At 53.1% G+C, this 21,163-nt stretch carries 19 protein-coding genes, 2 rRNA genes and 1 riboswitch; all 21 genes read right to left on the reverse strand.

Annotation, left to right across the window (positions count from 1 at the left end):
• Window positions 1-2: 2 nt before the first annotated feature.
• Window positions 3-821 carry an ABC transporter permease gene (locus tag JOD24_RS02500; RefSeq protein ID WP_380167570.1) on the reverse strand — a complete coding sequence of 273 codons (819 nt, stop codon included), beginning with the start codon at window positions 819-821 and terminating at the stop codon, window positions 3-5.
• A 12-nt stretch (window positions 822-833) separates the two neighbouring features.
• Window positions 834-1,928 (reverse strand): iron-containing alcohol dehydrogenase family protein, encoded by a 1,095-nt coding sequence (locus JOD24_RS02505; protein ID WP_380167568.1) that lies wholly within the window; start codon window positions 1,926-1,928, stop codon window positions 834-836.
• 16 nt (window positions 1,929-1,944) lie between these two features.
• Window positions 1,945-2,661, reverse strand: a complete 717-nt coding sequence (locus JOD24_RS02510; protein ID WP_429246264.1) for a phosphocholine cytidylyltransferase family protein — start codon at window positions 2,659-2,661, stop codon at window positions 1,945-1,947.
• 59 nt (window positions 2,662-2,720) lie between these two features.
• Window positions 2,721-3,485 carry a CDP-alcohol phosphatidyltransferase family protein gene (locus tag JOD24_RS02515; protein WP_429246265.1) on the reverse strand — a complete coding sequence of 255 codons (765 nt, stop codon included), beginning with the start codon at window positions 3,483-3,485 and terminating at the stop codon, window positions 2,721-2,723.
• Complete coding sequence (locus JOD24_RS02520) at window positions 3,439-4,485, reverse strand: glycosyltransferase family 2 protein (protein ID WP_380167562.1); 1,047 nt, start codon at window positions 4,483-4,485, stop codon at window positions 3,439-3,441. The genes JOD24_RS02515 and JOD24_RS02520 overlap by 47 nt, the downstream gene beginning before the upstream one ends.
• 606 nt (window positions 4,486-5,091) lie before the next feature.
• Window positions 5,092-6,360, reverse strand: coding sequence for a phosphoribosylamine--glycine ligase (gene purD, locus JOD24_RS02525; protein ID WP_429246266.1), 1,269 nt, complete (start codon window positions 6,358-6,360; stop codon window positions 5,092-5,094).
• 152 nt (window positions 6,361-6,512) lie between these two features.
• Window positions 6,513-6,791 (reverse strand): hypothetical protein, encoded by a 279-nt coding sequence (locus tag JOD24_RS02530; protein WP_380167598.1) that lies wholly within the window; start codon window positions 6,789-6,791, stop codon window positions 6,513-6,515.
• Between the two features lie 68 nt (window positions 6,792-6,859).
• Complete coding sequence (purH, locus tag JOD24_RS02535) at window positions 6,860-8,401, reverse strand: bifunctional phosphoribosylaminoimidazolecarboxamide formyltransferase/IMP cyclohydrolase (RefSeq protein WP_380167600.1); 1,542 nt, start codon at window positions 8,399-8,401, stop codon at window positions 6,860-6,862.
• 127 nt (window positions 8,402-8,528) lie between these two features.
• A complete protein-coding gene (purN, locus tag JOD24_RS02540; RefSeq protein WP_380167602.1) occupies window positions 8,529-9,119 on the reverse strand; it encodes a phosphoribosylglycinamide formyltransferase in 591 nt (196 codons plus the stop codon).
• Entirely contained in the window at window positions 9,116-10,150 is a 1,035-nt protein-coding gene (gene purM, locus JOD24_RS02545; RefSeq protein ID WP_429246267.1) for a phosphoribosylformylglycinamidine cyclo-ligase, read from the reverse strand. Before purM ends, purN begins: the two co-directional genes overlap by 4 nt.
• Window positions 10,147-11,583, reverse strand: a complete 1,437-nt coding sequence (gene purF, locus JOD24_RS02550) for an amidophosphoribosyltransferase (RefSeq protein ID WP_380167606.1) — start codon at window positions 11,581-11,583, stop codon at window positions 10,147-10,149. Before purF ends, purM begins: the two co-directional genes overlap by 4 nt.
• Window positions 11,553-13,841, reverse strand: a complete 2,289-nt coding sequence (gene purL, locus JOD24_RS02555) for a phosphoribosylformylglycinamidine synthase subunit PurL (RefSeq protein WP_380167608.1) — start codon at window positions 13,839-13,841, stop codon at window positions 11,553-11,555. Before purL ends, purF begins: the two co-directional genes overlap by 31 nt.
• Window positions 13,828-14,511 (reverse strand): phosphoribosylformylglycinamidine synthase subunit PurQ, encoded by a 684-nt coding sequence (gene purQ / locus JOD24_RS02560; protein WP_380167610.1) that lies wholly within the window; start codon window positions 14,509-14,511, stop codon window positions 13,828-13,830. The genes purL and purQ overlap by 14 nt, the downstream gene beginning before the upstream one ends.
• A 2-nt stretch (window positions 14,512-14,513) precedes the next feature.
• On the reverse strand, window positions 14,514-14,765 hold the full coding sequence (gene purS, locus JOD24_RS02565) for a phosphoribosylformylglycinamidine synthase subunit PurS (protein ID WP_380167612.1): 252 nt from the start codon (window positions 14,763-14,765) through the stop codon (window positions 14,514-14,516).
• The gene (gene purC / locus JOD24_RS02570; RefSeq protein WP_380167614.1) at window positions 14,758-15,477 is read right to left on the reverse strand and encodes a phosphoribosylaminoimidazolesuccinocarboxamide synthase; all 720 of its coding nucleotides are present in this window, start codon (window positions 15,475-15,477) and stop codon (window positions 14,758-14,760) included. The genes purS and purC overlap by 8 nt, the downstream gene beginning before the upstream one ends.
• Before the next feature lie 345 nt (window positions 15,478-15,822).
• Window positions 15,823-17,118, reverse strand: coding sequence for an adenylosuccinate lyase (gene purB, locus JOD24_RS02575; protein WP_380167616.1), 1,296 nt, complete (start codon window positions 17,116-17,118; stop codon window positions 15,823-15,825).
• A gap of 9 nt (window positions 17,119-17,127) precedes the next feature.
• Window positions 17,128-18,297 (reverse strand): 5-(carboxyamino)imidazole ribonucleotide synthase, encoded by a 1,170-nt coding sequence (gene purK / locus JOD24_RS02580; RefSeq protein ID WP_380167618.1) that lies wholly within the window; start codon window positions 18,295-18,297, stop codon window positions 17,128-17,130.
• Window positions 18,294-18,761, reverse strand: coding sequence for a 5-(carboxyamino)imidazole ribonucleotide mutase (gene purE, locus JOD24_RS02585; RefSeq protein WP_380167622.1), 468 nt, complete (start codon window positions 18,759-18,761; stop codon window positions 18,294-18,296). Before purE ends, purK begins: the two co-directional genes overlap by 4 nt.
• A 127-nt stretch (window positions 18,762-18,888) precedes the next feature.
• A riboswitch (purine riboswitch) is annotated at window positions 18,889-18,990 on the reverse strand.
• 227 nt (window positions 18,991-19,217) lie between these two features.
• Window positions 19,218-20,453, reverse strand: a complete 1,236-nt coding sequence (locus tag JOD24_RS02590) for a dicarboxylate/amino acid:cation symporter (protein ID WP_380167620.1) — start codon at window positions 20,451-20,453, stop codon at window positions 19,218-19,220.
• Window positions 20,454-20,783: 330 nt separating this feature from the next.
• Window positions 20,784-20,900, reverse strand: a 5S ribosomal RNA gene (gene rrf, locus JOD24_RS02595).
• Between the two features lie 67 nt (window positions 20,901-20,967).
• Window positions 20,968-21,163 (reverse strand): 23S ribosomal RNA (locus JOD24_RS02600); the annotation flags it as partial.

Genomic DNA, 21,163 nt, shown 5'->3' on the forward strand with positions numbered 1-21,163 from the left:
CGTCAGATCACTTCCCCTACACGGCGATTCATCCGTCTGAACAAAAGCCAAGCCGCCAAGAATAAGATCACAGTCAAGACCACAGTGTAGATCAGCCAAAAGCCGGGAATGCCAAATTTATCGGGTAATCCCTGATCCGCAAAGAAAACCCCGTGGTACATGGAGATCATCACAGCCATCGGATTCAGGAAATACAGGTCGGCGAACTGCTGAACCAATGCACTGGACTTCTCTTCATACAAAATGGAGATGGGATAGATGATCGGGCAAAGATACATCCAAGCTCGCATCACCAGGTTGACGATAAACTCCACATCCCGATAGTAAACATTCAGCACAGACACCAGCAAAGCGAGAGCCAGCGTAAAAAAAGCCTGCAACAGGATCACTCCGGGCAACATCGCCAGATAATCCCACTGAATGGTTTTGCCGTATGCCACAGCCATGATAAAGACCAAGGCAAAAGCGGGAAGGAAGTTGACCAGATTGGAGATCAACATCGTCAACGGGAAGATTTCTCGGGGAAAATACACCTTTCTGATCAAAGAGGCATTGCCGGATAGCGCCTTGGTTCCTTTCCGGATCGAGTTATTGAAGAAAGTCCAAGGGATCAATCCCGCCAAAACATAGAGGGGATAAGGCTCGATTCCCTTGTTCAGATCGATGATATATCCGAAGACCAAGGTGTAAATCGCCATCAACCCCAGGGGTTCCAGCAGGGTCCAAAAGAAACCGAACAGGGAGTTACGGTATCGAACCTTCAGTTCCTTGTGAACCAGGAAATACATCAGTTCCTTGTATTTCATCAGATGTGCGAGCATGTTCGCTACTCCTTATCCAGCGGACGAACCCGTCAGTTGGTATCGGTTTTTTGCTTGCTCGGGGTAAACTTCGTCCAGGATTTGATCTATTAATTCATCCGTCAGTTCAAACTCATCGAAGATCGTGTACCGGTTTCGCATCGATGGAGCTTTGCGGATCGCTCGGTGCATCTCCTCCCGAGTGTAGCCCAGATCCTCATAATGGGCGGGCAGATTCAACTTCTCATAGATCGGACCCACTTTTTCCACTTGCTCCCGCTTCCCTTGAAGATATTCGGTGAACAGCACTCCTAGAGCCACCTGCTCTCCGTGGAGAGCTTTTCCACCACAATGGTAGTCCAAGGCATGGCTAATCAAATGCTCGGAGCCGCTGCAAGGCCGGCTGGAACCAGCGATGGACATAGCAATTCCGCTCATGATCAAAGATTCAGCTGCTCCCTGGATCATGCGGGGGGAGTCCACTTCCTGCCGGTTGATCAGATTCAGAAATGAATCTACCGCATTGTTAGCCATGAGATTGGAAAAAGTGTTCATCTCTTCTTTACCGGCATTGTGAGCCAAGCGCCAGTCGAACAGAGCTGATTTGTTGGAGAGAAGATCTCCAATCCCGGCAGCCATCAGCCGCGGAGGAGAGGAAGCCAACAGGTCCAGGTCAATCACTACGCCCTGAGGCATTTTCACTCCGATGCTCGTACTCTTGTTCAACATCTTGACCACAGCGACAGGAGAACAGATGGCATCGCTGGAGATGGCGGTGGGGAACAGAACCACCGGAATATTGCTTCGGGTTCCTACGACCTTGGAGACATCCAAGGATTTCCCCCCGCCGACACCCAAGATGATCTCAGGAGGATCTTCCAGCACTATCCGTTCCAGTTCGTTGATCGTATCTAAACTGTTGTTTTCGCAACTCATCACCTGAATGCGGGAAGCCTGGCCGGAGATCACCTCAATAATGTCTTGTGTCACGGCACGGGTTTTCCCATTCCCACTGATCAGGGCAACCTTTTTATCCTTGATCCACTCATAGATCTCGGTTTTGTATAGGTGGGGAATCGCCTTGTGTTCAATGATCAACTGAACTGGAATCCGTACTTTAATTGTCATGATCCATCCCTCCCGTTCAGGTCAGAACAGTGGCTGCCAGTTTTTTGGCCGTCTCCAGATCATTGAAATCATCGATCTCCACCCACGGATACCCTTGAGTATCCACCCCGATGATCTTCAGATCCGACGCGCAAGCCTCATACACATTTTCATACCAAGCATCGCTCTCGCCGTTGTTGATCATGTTGCGCGCAGTCTGATAGAGGGTCTTCAGTTCGGGGCGAGCCAGTTTGGAAATCCCGATGTACTCCCCATCCGCTTCATCTAAAGCCATCTTCTTGTTAATCCATGTCAACCGATCTTCTCCGTCCACTTGGACACGCATCGCCTCTTCCGTCAGTGTTTTGGTCCGATCCACCAGAATAGCCGTGGGAGCCTCTGCATCGAGAAGCAAAGGAATCAACCGCTCATCGAAAAAGTCGTCGGAGTTGATCAAAAGGATGTCATCTCCGACTTCCTCCGTCAAAAGAAACGAGTAAATATTGTTCATGGATTCATAGTTGGGATTGAAAATAAACCGGATTCCCGAGCCTGCGAAGTGTTCTTGGATCCGTTCCATTTTGTAGCCGCCGAGGACAAAGATATCCTCATCGGCAAAGCCTGCTTTGCGGACACTTTCCACTTGATATTGAACCAAGGGTTTGCCATTGACCTGAATCATCGCCTTCGGTTTGTCATCGGTTTCCGGACGGAGGCGACTGCCCACTCCGGCTGCCAAAATTACAACTTTCATGGTATACACTCCTCACGTCTTGTAATATCCGTTTTACATAAATTTAATCCAGCTGCAATCTATTTTAACTTGGATGTGGTAAGATACATGCGAGCCAGCGTTTTTAAGGCTGTCACACCGAGAAAGGCGATCAGCACCCAAGAGACCAGCGGCAACGGAAGCACCATCTCCGTCAAAACCGCGATCAGGAACAAAGCGAAAAAGCCAGGCATTCCCGTAAAAAAGGCCAGCCACTCCATGAAGGCAGAGGAAGTTCTCATGTCACTGACAGGATCGCTTTCGTCTGCTTTCAATCCCACATAATTGTATGCTAGGGGAACCAGTAATCCCAAGGTCCCGATCAGAGTGGCTCCGTAGATAAGTGTCCCCTGGAGCAGATCCATCTCCACTTGGCCTGTTTCCTTCAGGACGGCCAGAGAAACACCGGTCAGGATCGGAATGCTCATGGCCCGGATCAGTGTATCCACATACACTCCGAGACGCCCGGTGATCTCTTTCAAACGAGCCAGCTCGCCATCGAGACAATCACAGAGATAACCCAGGTTGTAACAGAGAATCGCCAACAGATAGCCCCAAGCCTCCCCAATCAGCAAAAACCAGCCGGTTAGCGCGAAAAAGAGGAGGCTGCACCAACTGATCCCGTTCGGAGTTACTCGGGTTCGACTCAGCATCAATGTCACATAGATAGAAAATCTACGTAACACATGCCAGGACCAGATTTCTTCCAAATGCCTAGGTTTTTGGCAGAGAATTCGAAGCTGCCGAATCCGATCACTGTCAACGGGCAATGTTGGTCGCATTTTTATCATATCGCTGTTCTTCATGGACCCGGTCACCTCTCCAGTAATGTTTGCTCAGATAGCTGGCGGCCGAGCCGAAACCGCGGCTGAAATGCAACAGGAAAAAAGACAGCATACAAGGGAGAAAATACTTCCATCCCCTCTTTTTAACCATTCCCCATGACGAGCGAACCAAAATAACTAAGTAAGCTAGGATCAGTGCGAGCAAAGTCAACCTCGCCACCGTGCTGAAAAATGAAGCAAGCCCCAACAATAACGAGGTACAGACGACCATCAGCGGGATATAATGACGCCAACGGAGTACACCGGAGCCCCGCTTGCTAGCCACAATCGTCCATTTTCCGTCACTGTAGGATTTTTCCAGGAAAGCGGGCAGGGTATTTCGTACAAAATAGGTGGACCGGATGGTAGTGGACAAAAAGAAAGATCCCCCGCTTTTACGGATGCGGGCATGCATTTCCAAGTCCTCATTTCTGTTCAAGCTTTCATTGAACAGGCCCACGCGATCGAAAATCTCCCGTTTGTATGCCCCGTAAGGGACCGTGTCCACATATCCTTCCCACTTATTTTTGGTGGTTCGGAACTTGGAGTTGCCAACTCCGAAGGGATGAGAATAGACGTAAGCGTTCACCTCTCCCCAAAATCCGGTTCCCTTGGTTTCCACCACACCTCCCACACAGGAAGCATCGGGCACCTGCTGTGCTACACGATAGGTGCTGGACAGAAAGTCCTGAGGGATTTGGCTGTGCCCGTCCACCCGAATAACATACTCTCCGCGGGAGTGCTGTATACCGAGGTTCCAACCCGGTGGCAAGGTGTGTCGGGGATTGGACAGATAGCGAATGCGGCCCGGATACAGCCGCTGAAATTCCTCCACGATTTGCGGAGTGGCATCCTGGGATTCCCCATCCACCACGATGACTTCATACTGACTTTGCGGAAAGTCTTGGTTTAAAACAGATTCTAGCAAATTCCTTATATAGGCCTCTTCATTCCTTACGACCAGTAAAAAAGAAAAAACCAACGGATTTTCGATGGTAAATCACCCGCTCTCTACCTGCTGTCGGGATGCAAAGAATCCTGCCACACAAGGAAGCCATTGATTTATCACTTGGACCATCGGAATAAGATTTCAGATGACCTGTCAACGGCCAAGGCACTCCATGTGAAACCTCACCCTCCCTGAGGCGGTTGGTTTCCACAACGTCTCTGGAAGGAGGTCAAACCCCTGCTCCCTCCTCCTCTAACCGGTTTCACTTCATCACTATCATAACATAACATGGGCTTGTTTTTTCTACAATTACGGACCCCTCTCTTGTAAACAATTACATATAATCCCTCTTATTATTTCGATCCCGAGCACCATTTTATCAAAGATTGATTTTCATCTTATCATGTTTCAGATTGTTTTGCGGAGGATTCAACTGCAAATAGTTCTTTTAACGAAGGTTTTCTCCCCAAGGGTAGCAAAAACACATCTTTGGTCTTATCCCTTAGGATTCCTCCACTTGCAGGAAAGGACCCTCCATCGATTCCTGCAAACGTCGGGAACTTCCCATCCCCTCTGTCTGATCCACCTCTCCCTCCAATAGATGAAAACCACCCCGTCTTGGGCGGGGTGGTCGAGGATCTATTCAGCTTTCACTCCACGTATGCCAATATCCCGACGATAGTGAACCCCCTCAAAACTGATAGATTCCACACGTCGATATGCGGCTTCTCGCGCTGACTGCAAATCCACACTCCAGGAGGTGACAGCCAAGACCCGGCCCCCTGCCGTGACCAGAGTTCCTTCTTCCCAAGCGGTGCCAGCATGAAACACCATCGTGTCCTCGGGATCAACAGAAAGCCCTTGGATCTCCTTTCCCTTCACCACATCCCCAGGATAACCTGCAGAGGCCATCACGACACAGACCGAAGCTTCGGGCTTCCACTGGATCGATAGGTCCTGCAATCGCCCTTCCGTAACGGCTAATAAGATCTCCGCCAGGTCGCTGTCCAGCCGAGGAAGTACCACTTGGGTCTCGGGATCTCCGAAACGGGCATTAAACTCGATCACCTTGGGACCCGCAGCAGTCATCATCAGACCAGCGTAAAGGACCCCCCGATAGTGAAGCCCTTCTTTCTCCATTCCTCGGGCCATGGGTTCCAGAATCTCCATCACGATCTGCTGGATCCTCTCCTCCGAAATCTGAGGCACCGGACTATAGGCTCCCATTCCCCCGGTGTTAGGACCTTGATCTCCATCGAAAACCGGCTTATGGTCTTGAGCCGGGACCATCGGACGAACAGTTTCGCCGTCGACGAAAGCCATCAGAGAAATCTCTTCTCCCTCCAGATACTCCTCGACCACAATCTCTTCCCCTGCCTTGCCAAAGGCACGGAATGTCATCAGATCTTCCACCGCTTTTTCCGCCTCATGCAGGGTGCGGGCCACAATCACTCCCTTGCCCGCCGCCAAACCGTCAGCTTTCACTACGATCGGCGCCCCTTGCTCGCGGATATACTCGATGGCGGCCTCTGAATCCTTGAAAGCGCGGTATCTCCCCGTGGGGATTCCATACTTGTCCATCAGATCTTTGGCAAAGCGCTTGCTCCCTTCCACCTGGGCCGCATTTTTCCGCGGCCCGAACACCGCCAGTCCCGCTTTTTCAAAAGTGTCCACAACTCCCGCCATCAGGGAGGCTTCGGGACCGACTACAGTCAGATCGATCTGATTTTCCTGGGCAAAGCGGACCAAGGCTTCCCCATCAGTGGGGGAGATGGAGGGGGTGACAGCATGTTCCCCCATGCCGCCGTTACCGGGAGTGCAATAAACTTGGGTCACCTGGGGACTCTGCATCAATTTCCAAAGGAGGGCATGTTCCCGCCCCCCACTGCCAATCACCAATACACGCAAATTCAGACACCGCCTTCTGCAAGAAATAAATCCAATGTTCCCCGTGCACTCCGGGGCTTGTCCATTTCCTGGAAGAGGACCTAAAAAACCGGACAGAGAGGGCAGGGGCGCCCACCGACTGGATCCGATCTGTCCGGAAAATCTTCATCTGCTTATCCCAACCCTAAACTGACTCCAAACAGGAGGATCGTCACCACGATAAAGATAAAGGCCCAATCCCCTTTCACCTCGGATATCGGTCCCTTTTCCCCCTGGACAGAGGGATGAGACATGATTCCGCTCATGGCGATCGCAATCAAAAAATAGATTCCTGCTGCCACCCGGATCGCGTACTCCCAGGATAATGGCTCGTACCAGCCCAGGAAACTGACCAGCCACAAGAGGGAAATCGTAGCGACAACGATCAAGATCGACCAACGAATCACATACATGATCCACCCTCCCCGGCGTTCTGGTTTTGATATCTATACGCCAGCAAGGGAGGAGGTGTTAATAGGAATCAGTGCTTGAAGTGTCGGGTATGTGTGAACACCATGGAAATTCCATGACGATTCGCTTCGTCGATGGACTCCTGATCCCGGATCGAACCACCGGGCTGGATAATCGCCGTCACTCCCGCCGCTATCGCTTCTTCCACTGTGTCCTTCATCGGAAAGAATGCATCCGAGGCGAGAACCGATCCTTTACTCCGGTCCCCTGCCTGTTCGATGGCAATGCGGGCGGCACCCACTCGGTTCATCTGTCCCGCTCCCACCCCGACGGTGGAGAAATCCCGGGCCAGCACAATCGCATTGGATTTCACATGCTTCACCACTTTCCAAGCGAACAGGAGCTGCTCCCATTCCTCTTCAGAGGGTTCACGACGTGTCGCCACGGAACACTCTTCCCGGGAGACGGACTTGACATCCCGAGCCTGTGCCAACGCTCCCCCGCCCACGCTGCTCACACGGATGCTTTCTTGCGCTCCTTTGGACAAATCCCCTACACGGAGCAGGCGCAGGTTTTTCTTCTCCTGCAAGAGGGCGAGGGCTTCTTCTTCGAAGTCCGGAGCCAGGATGATCTCCAGAAAGATCTCCTTCAGAGATTGTGCTGTCTCCTGATCCACCCGCCGGTTGAGAGCAATGATACCGCCAAAGATGGAGACGGGATCTGATTCATAGGCTTTCCGGTACGCCTGTACCAAGCTCTCTCCCACACCCACACCGCAGGGATTCATATGTTTCACTGCCACCGCCGCAGGCTGATCAAATTCGGACACCATCTCCAGGGCGGCATTGGCATCATTGATGTTGTTGTAGGAAAGTTCCTTTCCATGGAGCTGTTCCGCTGTGGCCACCGTCCCGCTCCCGGAAAGCGGTTCCCGATAGAAGGCCGCCGACTGGTGGGGATTCTCCCCGTAACGAAGCTCCTGGGCCTTTTCAAAGGTGAGTGTCCACTTCTCTGGGTGAGTCTCTCCGGTTTGCCCCGTCAGGTAAGCGGCGATCAGGGCATCATAGGCAGCAGTGTGGCGAAAGGCTTTGGCTGCCAACCTTTCTCGGGTGGATCTCTGCACTCCACCCCGCTGGATCTCTTCCAATACCAGCTCGTAGTCTGCGGGATCCACTACCACCGTCACATCGCGATGGTTTTTCGCAGCCGCTCGCACCATGGATGGGCCACCGATATCGATATTTTCGATAGCCTCTTCCCAGGTTACTCCCGGTTTGCTGATCGTCTGCTGGAAGGGGTAGAGGTTGACCACCACCAGATCGAAGGGGTCGATGTTTTGTTCTCCCAGTTGCCGAGTATGGTTTTCCAAATCTCGTACAGCCAGTAACCCCCCATGGATCCGGGGATGCAGAGTTTTTACCCTCCCATCCAGTATCTCAGGAAAACCGGTCACTTCGGATACACCGATCACGGGAATCCCTGAATCCACCAACCTTTGCCGAGTACCTCCGGTGGACACCATCTCCACGCCCTGTTCGGAGAGTTTTTTCGCCAAATCTACGATTCCGGTCTTATCCGATACACTGATCAATGCTCGTCGGATCGATTTCAAGCTGGACATCCTCCTTTTCAGGCCTCTGATGTAGTCGGTCTCAGGATGGGCACCAAAGTTCTGGCGGGCCAAAGTCACTCCCTATAACCCACTCCCTCCGATATTTCACCAATTTCTCGAATCCCGCTTACTCCTTCCCCTCAGGGGAATGGATCTCGCCGGTCAGCCATTTGCGAACCACCATGGGGTAGAGGTTGTGTTCAACAAACTGAATCTTCTTGCGCAAGGAGTCTACGGTCTCCCCTGGTTCCACCAGCACCGGCTTTTGGTCGATAATCGGACCGGTGTCGATCCCCTGATCCACCCAGTGCACTGTGACGCCGGTCCAGCGGACTCCATAATTCAAGGCTTGCTCCGGGGCATCTTTCCCCTGGAAGGCTGGAAGTAGAGAGGGATGGATATTCAGGATGCGCCAACGATAGGCTTCCAGTAAAACAGGACCCACAATGCGCATATATCCCGCCAGCAAGATCCGTTGGATCCCCTGTTTCCGCAATTCTGCGAGGATGGCTTCTTCATAGGCCGCTTTGTTTTCGTAGTCTGAAGGACGAAAAGCCATGGCAGCCACCCCCAGCCGCTGGGCGCGTTCCAGTACCGGGGCTTCAGGACGGTCTGTGATCAAAAGCGTGATCGATTGGGGCCAACCCTGTCGTCGGGATTTTTCCACCAGTACTTCAAAGTTGCTACCATCTCCAGATGCAAAGACTGCGATACTCAAGCTAAATCCCTCCCAGTCCATGTCACCCCGCTGCCTTGGGTCACCTCTCCGATCACATAAGCCCGCTCTCCCGCCTCTGCAGCGGTTCGCACAGCCAGATCCGCCTGCTCTTTGGGGACACAAAGAACCATCCCGATTCCCATGTTGAAGGTGCGGTACAGATCCTCCTCAGACAAGTTTCCTTCCTGGGCCAGGGCTTGGAAGATCTCCGGCTGCGGCCAAGCTCCCCGGTCGAGACGCACTCCGCATTCCAGCGGAAGCATGCGAGGCACATTTTCTTCCAAACCTCCCCCGGTGATATGAGCGCCCCCTTTTACCTGACAAGCCTCCATCAAAGCTTGGAGGGCGCGCACATAGATGCGGGTGGGCGCCAGCAGTGCATCTCCCCAAGTCCCCTCCCCCCAGGGCACCTGTTCTGCAAGTCGTTTCGGTCCATCCGCTAGCAGAATCTTCCTTGCGAGGGAGAAGCCGTTGCTGTGCAAGCCGTTGGAAGCCAGACCCACCATGAGGTCTCCAGGCTGGATATGCTCTCCTCCCAGCAGCTGATCCCGTTCTACAGCACCGACGGCAAAGCCGGCCACATCATATTCCCCATTGGAATACATGCCCGGCATCTCCGCTGTCTCACCGCCGATCAAGGCACAACCCGCTTGCTCACAACCATCGGCGATTCCCTTGACCACAGCTTCCGCTTGATCGGGCAACAGCTTTCCTGTAGCGAGATAATCGAGAAAGAAGAGCGGCTCCGCCCCCTGGACGATCAGATCGTTGACGCACATGGCGACGCAATCGATCCCGATGGTATCATGACGATCCATGGCAAAGGCCAGCTTCAACTTGGTTCCCACCCCGTCGGTGGCGGCCACTAACACAGGCTCCCGGTAACCGGACAGACGGAAAAGCCCTCCGAAGCCCCCCAGGTCTCCTAGGACTTCCGGACGACGGGTCCGTTCTACATGTCCTTTGATGCGTTCTACCGCTTCATTGCCAGCGTCGATGTCAACCCCCGCCTGTCGATACGCTTCACTCATCGGCTCTTCCCCTCCGCAACCTGTGGCAATTCTCCTTCGATTGCCGTCGGATATTTTCCGTTGAAACAGGCGAGACAATGACCGCAATCTCCCAGTTCCGGGGATTTCCCCACAGCCCGGATCAATCCTCCCTCACTCAGAAAGGAGAGGCTATCGGCCCCGATGAGCTCCCGAATCTCTTCCACACTGTGCTTGGCGGCGATCAATTGCGTCCGGTCAGAAGTGTCGATCCCGTAAAAACAGGAGTAACGGACCGGCGGGGAACTGATCCGGACATGAACCTCCTTCGCCCCTGCCTCTTTCAACATCCCGACGATGCGGCGGCTGGTGGTTCCCCTGACGATGGAGTCATCGATCATCACGACTCGTTTTCCCTCCACCACCTTGCGCACCGCGGACAATTTCATCTTGACTCCTTGCTCCCGCAGGTGCTGACTGGGCTGGATAAAAGTACGTGCGACATAGCGATTTTTAATCAACCCCAGTTCATAGGGAATCCCCGCCGCCTCTGCAAATCCGATCGCCGCCGAGGTGCTGGAGTCCGGCACACCGGTGACGACATCCGCTTCCACCGGCGCCTCTCGGTAGAGCTCCTTACCGAGGCATTTACGAGCGCCATGTACATTGATGCCTTCGATATCACTATCTGGCCGAGCGAAATAGATATATTCAAAAGAACAGACCGCATGGGGCGCCGGCTCCGCAAAACGGAGGGAGCGCAATCCCTTTTTCCCTTTCAGATCCAAGACCAACAGCTCTCCCGGTTCAACCGTGCGCAGATGGTCCGCCCCGATCACGTCAAAAGCACAAGTCTCGGAAGAAAAAACGTAAGCATCACCTAACATCCCCATGGACAGAGGACGTAACCCATGGGGATCCTGGACGACCAGCAACTGGTCGTTGGTCAGGATCAAAAGAGCATAGGCACCCACCAGCTGGTTGAGAGATTCTTTCACCGCCTCCTCCAGACAAGACGCCTTGGACTGGGCGATCAGATGAGCGATCACCTCAGTGTCGGAGGAGGTGTGAAACACCTCCCCCTGACTTTCCAACTCCTTCTTCAGCCCTTCGGCATTGACCAGATTCCCGTTGGTGGCCAAGGCCAACTGACCGACGACGGCATCGTGGAAAACCAAGGGCTGGGCATTGGTCAACAAGCTCTCTCCCGAGGTGGCATATCGCACATGGCCGATGGCAGTATCCCCGACCAACCCTTTGAGGATCTCCCCGTTGAACACTTCATGGACCAACCCCATACTCCGGTGGTAACGAAAACCCGTGCCCCCCGTCGCTACGATCCCTGCGCTCTCCTGTCCCCGATGCTGCAAGGCATGGAGTCCATAGTAAGTCAGCTGGGCGGCATCGGGATGACCGACAATGCCAAAAACCCCGCACTCCTCGTTTAGTTCGTCGAAGACAGATTCATCATCCATGGGATCGCCCCTTCCCAATCGGTTTTAAGCTGTCGTACCGATGTATCGACTACATGCTTGTCGTTGATGCATACCGAGAGTGTGTCTCCTCCTACCCTTCCGATTGCGCTACAAGCTACCCCGTGATGGGTCGCCAATTCCCTCAAGGATTCCGCATATTCTTCAGGGACACTCAGTACCACTCTGGATTGGGATTCACTAAACAGGCAGACTATAGGTTCCAGGGGAGTCTTCATCTGAATCCTGGCTCCGAGACCCTTGCCAAAACAGGATTCGGCCAGAGTGGTCACCAGTCCCCCTGTCGAACAGTCATGAGCTGAGGAGACCCATCCTTTTTCGATCGCATCCAAGATCACCCGATACAGCTTTTTCTCCTTCTCCAAATCGATCGCTGGCGGAGGTCCGGAAATCTCCCCTTCCATCACCAGCTGAAGCTCGCTACCACCCAGTTCTGGAAAAGTCTCTCCCAGAAGGAAGATAGTATCCCCCTCCTGTTTGAATTCCTGGGTGGTGATATGATCGCGACGGTGAACCAATCCCACCACTCCCACCACAGGCGTGGGATGAATGGTTCCTTTGGATTCGTTATATAGACTGACATTTCCACCGACGACCGGTGTCCCCAGCACCCGACAGGCCTCACTCATCCCGTCAACAGCTTCTTCCAGTTGCCAGAAGACCTCCGGCTTTTCCGGACTTCCGAAGTTGAGACCATCGGTGACCCCCAGAGGTTCGGCGCCGGAACAGACCACATTGCGTGCCGCCTCAGCCACAGCGATCGCGCCGCCCTTCGCCGGGTCAAGATAAACATAACGACCGTTCCCATCCGTAGACATCGCCAAAGCTTTGTCCAAGCCCTCCATCATGATCACAGCCGCATCGGAGCCCGGCCGGACGGCTGTGCTGGTGCGGACCATATGATCGTACTGACGATATACCCATTCCTTGCTGGCCACGTTGGGAGACGAGAGAACCTTTTTCAAGGCTTCCTGGGGATCTGCCCCCGTCAGGGACTCTGCCGGACACAGATCGGCAAATTGGCGGTAATAGGCGGGCTCTTTCCCTTTGCGGTGGACCACAGGGACATCGTCCACCAGTGTATTGACAGGAATGTCCGCCACCAACTTCCCCTGATGCCGAACCCGGTAACGACCGTCATCGGTCACCCGTCCCACTACCGCTGAGGATAATTCCCATTTGTCCAGGACTTCCCGCACCTCATCCTCTTTGCCTTTCTCCACCACCAACAACATCCGTTCCTGGGATTCGGAGAGCAGCATCTCGTAGGGGGTCATCCCCGTTTCCCGCTGCGGAACCTCATCTAGATTCAGTACCATGCCCGAACCGCCTTTAGCAGCCATCTCCGTGCTGGAGCTGGTCAGCCCGGCGGCTCCCATATCCTGAATCCCAATCAGAATTCCTTTTTGCACCAACTCCAGGCAAGCTTCTAGGAGCAGTTTTTCCATAAAGGGATCTCCTGCCTGAATGGAGGGACGTTTCTCCCCGGAATCTTCCCCTAACTCTTCAGAGGCGAAGGTGGCTCCGTGAATACCATCGCGCCCGGTACCGGCTCCCACATAGATCACTGGATTCCCAGTTCCTGTGGCGATCCCCTTTTGCAATTCATCATGGGATAAGACTCCGACACACATGGCATTGACCAGAGGATTTCCTTCGTAGCTCTCGTCAAACTCCACTTCTCCGCCAACAGTGGGAATCCCAACTACATTTCCATAGTGGGCGATCCCCGCCACGGATTGTTCAAAAAGATAGCGAACCCGGGGGTTGGATATCTTTCCGAAACGAAGAGAATTGAGCAGAGCCACTGGCCGGGCTCCCATGGAAAACACATCCCGGATAATTCCCCCGACACCGGTGGCCGCACCTTGAAAGGGCTCCACCGCCGTCGGATGGTTGTGGCTCTCAATTTTGAAGACCACCGCTTGGCCATCTCCGATATCCAGGGCACCTGCCCCTTCCCCTGGGCCTTGCAGGACTCTGGCTCCCTCCACAGGGAACCGGCGCAAGAGCGGTTTCGAGTTTTTGTAACTGCAATGTTCCGACCACATCACACTATAAATCCCCAACTCCGTCCAGTTAGGCAATCCTCCGAGATGATCGATGATCAGTTGATACTCATCTGCGACCAACCCCAGCTCCAGATATAGCTGCTGCTCTTTGATTTCCTCCGGGGTCGGCTCAGACTCCGTTACCCGCTCCACCACGGATTCCCTTATCCTTTGTTCAGGCTGCACCATACATCCCCTCCCAGGTTTGAAGCATGGATTGAAACAGACGAACGCCGTCGGCAGTTCCCATCCAATCATAGATCGCCCGTTCCGGATGGGGCATCAATCCCAGCACGTTTCCCTGCGAGTTGGTCACCCCGGCGATGCCGGACACGGAACCGTTGGGGTTTTCTCCGGAATAACGGAAAACGATGCGCCCTTGGTCCTCCAATGTCTTCAGAGTCTCTGGATCACAGTAGTAATTTCCTTCCCCATGAGCGATGGGAAAATGAATCTCCTCTCCGGCTTCATACAGACGGGTAAAGGGAAGCTGATGATTCTCCACCCGTAAAGATTGGATGGCACAGCGGAATTGGAGGTGGTCGTTCACCCGCATGGCACCCGGGAGCAGCCCCGCTTCCAAGAGTATTTGGAAACCATTGCAAATTCCGAGGATCAGCTTCCCCTTTTCCGCTGCCTCCGCCACGGAATCCATCACAGGAGAGAAGCGGGCCAGTGCCCCTGTACGCAGGTAATCTCCATAGGAGAATCCACCGGGCAGAATGATGGCATCATAGGTTTCCAGGTTGCCTTCGGTATGCCAGACCAGGTCCACCGGACGATCCAGAATCTCCCGCACCGCTTTGGCACAGTCTACATCACAGTTGGAACCGGGAAAAACCGGAACAGCGAATCGCATAATTAGGCCTCCTTTTCCAGTCGGTACTCGTAATCCTCGATCACCGGGTTGGCCAACAACTGCTGACACATGGCATCTACCCGTTTTCCCGCCTCGGCCTCATCTGTGGTGTTCAGCCAAAGCTCCATCGTTTTGCCGATCCGGACTCCTTCTACTTCAGCGTAACCGAGAGAATGAAGGGATCCCTTGACAGCAGTCCCTTGGGGATCCAACACACTGGGTTTCAGACGAACTGTGATCATCGCTTTATACATGGGCTTCCCCTCCCAAACGGTGCCAAATTTCGCGATAGGCATCTTCCACATGACCCAGATCCCGTCGGAATCGATCTTTGTCCAACTTTTCATAGGTTTGCCGGTCCCAGAAGCGGCAGGTATCCGGAGAGATTTCATCGGCGAGGAGAAGCTCCCCCTGGCTATCTACTCCGAACTCAAGCTTGAAATCCACCAATATGATCTCTTTCTCAGCCATCAGCACCGACAAATGCTGATTCACCTGAAGAGCAGCCTCCCGCATACCAGTCACCTGTTCTTCCGTCGCTAATTGGAGCAGAGCGATATGATCTTCATTGATCAGAGGATCTCCCAGCTTATCGTCCTTCAAATAGAACTCCACCACCGGTCGAGAAAACTCCCGCCCCTCCTCCAATCCCAGACGAGAGGCGAGGGAACCCGCTGCCCGGTTACGAACCACCACTTCTACCGGCAAAATCGTCACATGTTTCACCAGCTGTTCCCGGGGGGAGAGGGTGCGCAGGAAATGATGGCGGACCCCCTTGCCTCCCAGGTACTCAAAGAAAAAGGCGCTGATCCGGTTGTTCAGCTCTCCTTTCCCCGCGATATGCCCCTTCTTTTCCCCATTAAAGGCGGTGGCATCATCTTTGTACTCTACACGGACCTGATCCGGATCTTCCGTAGAGAAGATTTTTTTAGCTTTTCCCTCGTAAAGAAGCGCTTCCCGGTTCATCTGATTCCCCTTCTCTCGTTAGTACTACTTTGAGAATGGCTGGTTTAGCTCAAAGCAGTACTAGAAATTTGGTGATTTACGTCCCCAGCGAACAAGGGGAACATCGCAGAAAAGCGAGGGTGAAGATTGGATTCGCCTCTGTCCCCATCGAGAGTCTCACGATGGGCTTTACCAGTGAGCCAAAACGACTCCCCCTCCTGCTCCATTTGACTGAAACACTCGATCCTAGTGCCTGAAGGAGCATTCCTTCCTTTTTAGACGATCGGGGAGGAGTTCTCATTCCAGCGCCATAAAGACGCCGAAACTCCCTCTCGCAACAACTTTTCCTCACATCCGAAGGCTGGATCAGAGCAACTCCAAACGGCGAAAGATATCATCCACTCGCTTCAAGTGGTAACGCGCATCAAAACAATCCTCCAACTCCTCCGGGGACAAGATGGATGAAATTTTATCATCCTGCTCCACCAACCCTCGGAAGGAACGCGCTTCTTCCCAGGCCTGCATCGCCAACCTCTGAACCCGATCATAGGCTTCTTCCCGCTTCAGCCCTTTGTCGATCAGGGTAAGCAATACCCTTTGTGAAAAGATCAGACCGTAGGTTCGTTCCATGTTACGTTTCATATTTTCCGGGAAGACAGTCAGGTTCTCTACGATCCCGGCAAAACGGTTGAGCATATAGTTCAACAGAATGGTGGTATCCGGCAGGATCACCCGCTCCGCTGAAGAATGGGAGATATCCCGCTCATGCCAAAGGGCTACATTTTCAAAGGCAGTCACCATGTGTCCCCGCACTACCCGAGCCAACCCCGTAATATTTTCCGATCCGATCGGGTTCCGTTTGTGAGGCATGGCCGAGGAGCCTTTTTGCCCTTTGCCAAAGGCCTCCTCCACTTCCCGGGTTTCGCTCTTCTGCAGTCCCCGTATCTCTACAGCGAACTTTTCCAGCGAGGTGGCGATCAAACTTAAAGCCGCCAGGTATTCCGCATGGCGATCCCGCTGCAAGGTTTGGGTGGAGATAGGCGCTGGCTTCAGGCCCAGTTTTTCACAGACGTAAGCTTCCACAAAGGGATCAATATTGGCGTAGGTCCCGACCGCTCCGGAAATCTTGCCGACGGCCACTGTCTCCATCGCCCGCACCAATCGTTCCCGGTTTCGTTTCATTTCCGCGTACCACAGGGCCATTTTCAACCCAAAGGTCGTCGGTTCGGCATGGACTCCATGGGTGCGGCCCATCATCACTGTATTCTTGTGTTCCAGAGCTTTCTTTTTCAAAACGGCAATAAACCGATCTACATCCTGCAACAAAATCTGATTCGCCTGGCGCAAGAGATAAGAAAGTGCAGTATCCACCACATCTGTGGAGGTGAGGCCGTAATGAACCCACTTGGATTCCGATCCCAGGGTTTCTGACACCGATCGGGTAAAAGCGACTACATCATGGCGGGTCTCTTGTTCGATCTGCAAAATCCGTTCGACATCGATCCGAGCGCCTTTCCGAATCTTGACTACATCTTCCTTTGGGATGACTCCCAGCTCCGCCCAAGCTTCACAGGCGAGGATCTCCACCTCCAGCCAGGCGCGGTAGCGGTTTTCATCGGTCCAGATGGACCCCATTTCCGGTCGGGTGTAACGTTCGATCATCGGATGGTTTCAACTCCTCTTTTCGTTGTCAGCACTTTTATTCCATCCCAGGCGGTCCACCGTAGCCATGGCTTCTTCTGTACTTTCTCCCAGCACCGTGAGGTGTCCCATTTTCCGGCCCGGTCGACTCTCCCTTTTGCCATACCAATGCACCTTGATCTCAGGAGGAAAGTCCCGGATCTGTCCCCGCAGACGATCCACATCCTCTCCCAGAATGTTGACCATTACCGCCGGAGTCAACAGCCTCGGAGAACCCAAGGGCAGGCCTGACAAGGCTCGGATCTGTTGCTCAAACTGGGAGACAGCACAGGCATCCAATGTATAGTGTCCCGAATTGTGAGGGCGGGGAGCCAACTCATTCACCCACAGGGAGCCATCATGTAACAAAAACATCTCCACTGCGATCAATCCCCGCACATTCAGCCCCTCTGCAACTTGACGGGCGAGTTCCTCAGCGTGATGCAAGATTCCACTCTTCACCGGTGCAGGAACGATAGACTGATGAAGGATCTGCTGGAAGTGAATATTCCACGCAGGTGGAAAGACAGCCACTTCTCCCCGGATACTTCTCGCCGCGATCACGGAGATCTCTTTTGCGAAGGAGACCCACTGTTCCAAGACATACTCCCGACCCGGCTCCAGTTCTGTGAAGGCCTCCACTTCCGCTTTAGATGGAAACACCCATTGGCCTTTCCCGTCATATCCTCCGGTGGCCGTTTTGAGAACACAGGGGAAACCCAGGGCTTGACTCCCGGAGAGAAGCTCTTCTCGGCTCTGAACCCTCCGGTATGGAGCTACGGGAACTCCCGCTTCCTCCAACGCCCTCTTTTCCCGGAGGCGATGACGGGTGGTACGGAGAAGTTCGCCTCCCTGGGGGAGAAAGGCATCTTCCTCCAATATCTTCACTACGGCATCATCCACATTTTCAAATTCGTAGGTGATCAGGTCACTGGTTTCCGCCAGTAATCGTGCCGCCTCCAGATCATCATAATCGGCAACGATATGCCGATCCGCCACCTGACTCCCTGGACAATCCTCTGCAGGATCCAATGTGACAAACCGATACCCCATCTTCTTTCCTTCCAGGATGATCATTTTTCCCAGCTGTCCGCCTCCCAAGATCCCGATCGTACTGCCTGGAAGGAGAGGCTGGTTCCCTTCCACTTTCTTCATACTCATCCCTCACCCAGTTTGGAATCCTGCCAAACTCGTTTTCGGATTTCTTCTCTTCGTTCAAGCAACTTTATTTGCAGTTCAGGACGCTTGATTCCTACTATTTCCGCGGCTAGCAAACCGGCATTGACCGCTCCAGCCTCTCCGATGGATACAGTGGCTACTGGAACCCCCCCCGGCATCTGGACAATGGACAAAAGAGAATCCAGACCGTTCAGAGTAGAGGATTTGATCGGCACTCCAATGACAGGCAACACTGTTTTTGCCGCCACCATCCCCGGTAGGTGAGCTGCTCCCCCTGCTCCGGCGATGATTACCTCCAATCCCCGTTCCCGTGCTGCCTCCGCATAACCAAACATCTCATCCGGTGTCCGGTGAGCAGACACCACTTGTTTCTCAAAGGGAATTTCCAGTTCTTCTAGCACTTCGCAGGCTTTGCCCATGGTGGGCCAATCCGAAGTGCTGCCCATAATGACTCCAACCGATGGCTTCAAGCGAATCCCTCCATCCCCAATCCCTTTTTAGAATGCCCTTGTGTAGAAATAGAAAAAGCCCGGACAGGTAAAAGGGAAATCCCTCCCGTCCGAGCACACTTCACCCTGGAAAGGCATCTCCCATAGTCCGGAAATTTACGGTTTCCGGGTAGAAACACTCAGGCCCTATCCCCAAGCATATATGAGAAATAACTTCAAGTCATTTGTTCAACTGTACAATCTAAGTTTAACAGGGTCCTCCACCCTCGTCAATCAAAGGCGAACATTAACATTCAATTTAATATAAGCGTTCGTTTTTCGCCTGAACAAGGCAAATACGTGACCAATCAGCTGCTCCCCTTGACTCCTGGATCGAAAAGAGTAGAATAGAGTAAAAATTGAGGACAAAATAAAACCGGCACCCGGGTTTTCCGGTCACCGGTTGCGTTCCTTTTACGCAGATTGAGGAACCGCTGAATCTCCCACATCGTCACCTTCCGACTTTGCCACACAGGCGGCGACCATGGCGTCACCGGTAATGTTGATGGCTGTACGGCTCATATCGAGGAGGCGGTCAACCCCAAGCACGATTCCCAAGCCCTCCAGGGGCAACCCTACGACGGGGAACACCATCGTCAACATTACAATTCCCGCGGAAGGAACAGCGGCTGTACCGATGGAGGCCAGAGTGGCGGTCAGGATGATCAAAAGTTGCTGGGTGAAGGTGAGTTCGATTCCATACACCTGAGCGATAAAGATGGATGCGACCCCTTGCATGATGGCCGTGCCATCCATGTTGATCGTGGCTCCCAAAGGCAGGACAAAACTGCTGATCCCCTTGGGCACTTTAAGACCCCGTTCCGCCTGCTCAATGGTCACAGGCAGGGCGGCTGCGCTGGAACTGGTGGTGAAACCCACTTCCATCGCCGGAAACATCGTCTTGAAGAATTTGATCGGGCTCATTTTGGCCCAGAATTTCAGAAACAGGCTGTACGTGATCCCTGCGTGAACCACTAATGCCAACAACAGCGTGATCATGTACATCGCCATGGAACCGATCATCTCCAGTCCGGCCTCACCCACAGCTTTGGCCATCAAAGCGAAGGCGGCGTAGGGAACCACTGTCATCAGCAAGTGAACCAACTTCATCATCACTTCGTTGGCTTGCTCCACAACTTCCTTGAGCCGGGCCACCTTATCACCGATCAGGGCGATCCCGATCCCGAAAGTGAGGGCAAAGAAGATGATCTGGAGCATCTCCCCCTCAGCCAGCGCCTGGATCGGATTGTCGGGAATGATGTTCATCAATGTCTCCATCACAGGAGGAGCGGCTTCGATATCCGTCTTTTCCGGTTTGTCCACATGGACCCCTTCACCTGGACCCATGACATTGGCCAGCAGCAAGGCGATGGTGATAGCGATCGCAGTGGTGATCAAATAGAGAAAAACCGTCTTGCCACCGATACGCCCCAGTTTTTTCGGGTTCCCAATTCCGGCGGCTCCCAAGACGATGGAGAAGAAGACCAGAGGAACCACGATCATTTTGATTGCTCTGATAAACAGATCACCCACTGGTGCAAACAACCATGTGTTTAGAAGGTTAAAGGCCTCAGGATAAAATTGATTGAGTATAATACCCACGATGAGGCCTAGAATGATCCCAAGAAAAGTTTTAGTTGTGAGTTTCATGCATACCACCACCTATACTTGATTCATAAATCACTTCCCGTTTTAATTAGGGCATTTTCATTGTGAAAGGGCTTACGCCCAAGGTCGAAATAGCCCACTAAACCATTATATCATACAGATATATCATACAGAAACAGCATACGGACCATTCTCATTGTGGTGGATAAAGATGCATGAACAACAACCAAAGTGTCTTGAGAGAGGCGTTTTCATTGGTAAAATGCGGGAATCAGTTGGCAAGCGCTTCGGAGGATTGATCACCCGCTTCATCCTTATAAACCAACAACCCCCCTGATCCAAATATGGATCAAGGGGGTTGTTGGTATAACTGCCTGGCAACGTCCTACTCTCCCAAGGGCCTGCGCCCTAAGTACCATCGGCGCTGGAGGGCTTAACTTCCGTGTTCGAGATGGGAACGGGTGGTTCCCCTCCGCCATCATCACCAGACGACTCAGGATGGATGTCACCCTGAAAACCGGATACAGACTGCAGAGCCAAAGATTACGAAGCAATTCAGGAGAAGTCCTCGACCGATTCGTATCCGTCAGCTGAACGTGTTGCCACGCGTACACCTCGGACCGATCTACCTCGTCATCTACAAGGGGTCTTACTCCATAAGGATGGGAAATCTCATCTTGAGGGGGGCTTCGCGCTTAGATGCTTTCAGCGCTTATCCCTTCCGCACTTGGCTACCCAGCGATGCATCTGGC

Source organism: Kroppenstedtia sanguinis (genome assembly GCF_050433445.1).
In the GTDB taxonomy this organism is placed as follows: domain Bacteria; phylum Bacillota; class Bacilli; order Thermoactinomycetales; family DSM-45169; genus Kroppenstedtia; species Kroppenstedtia sanguinis.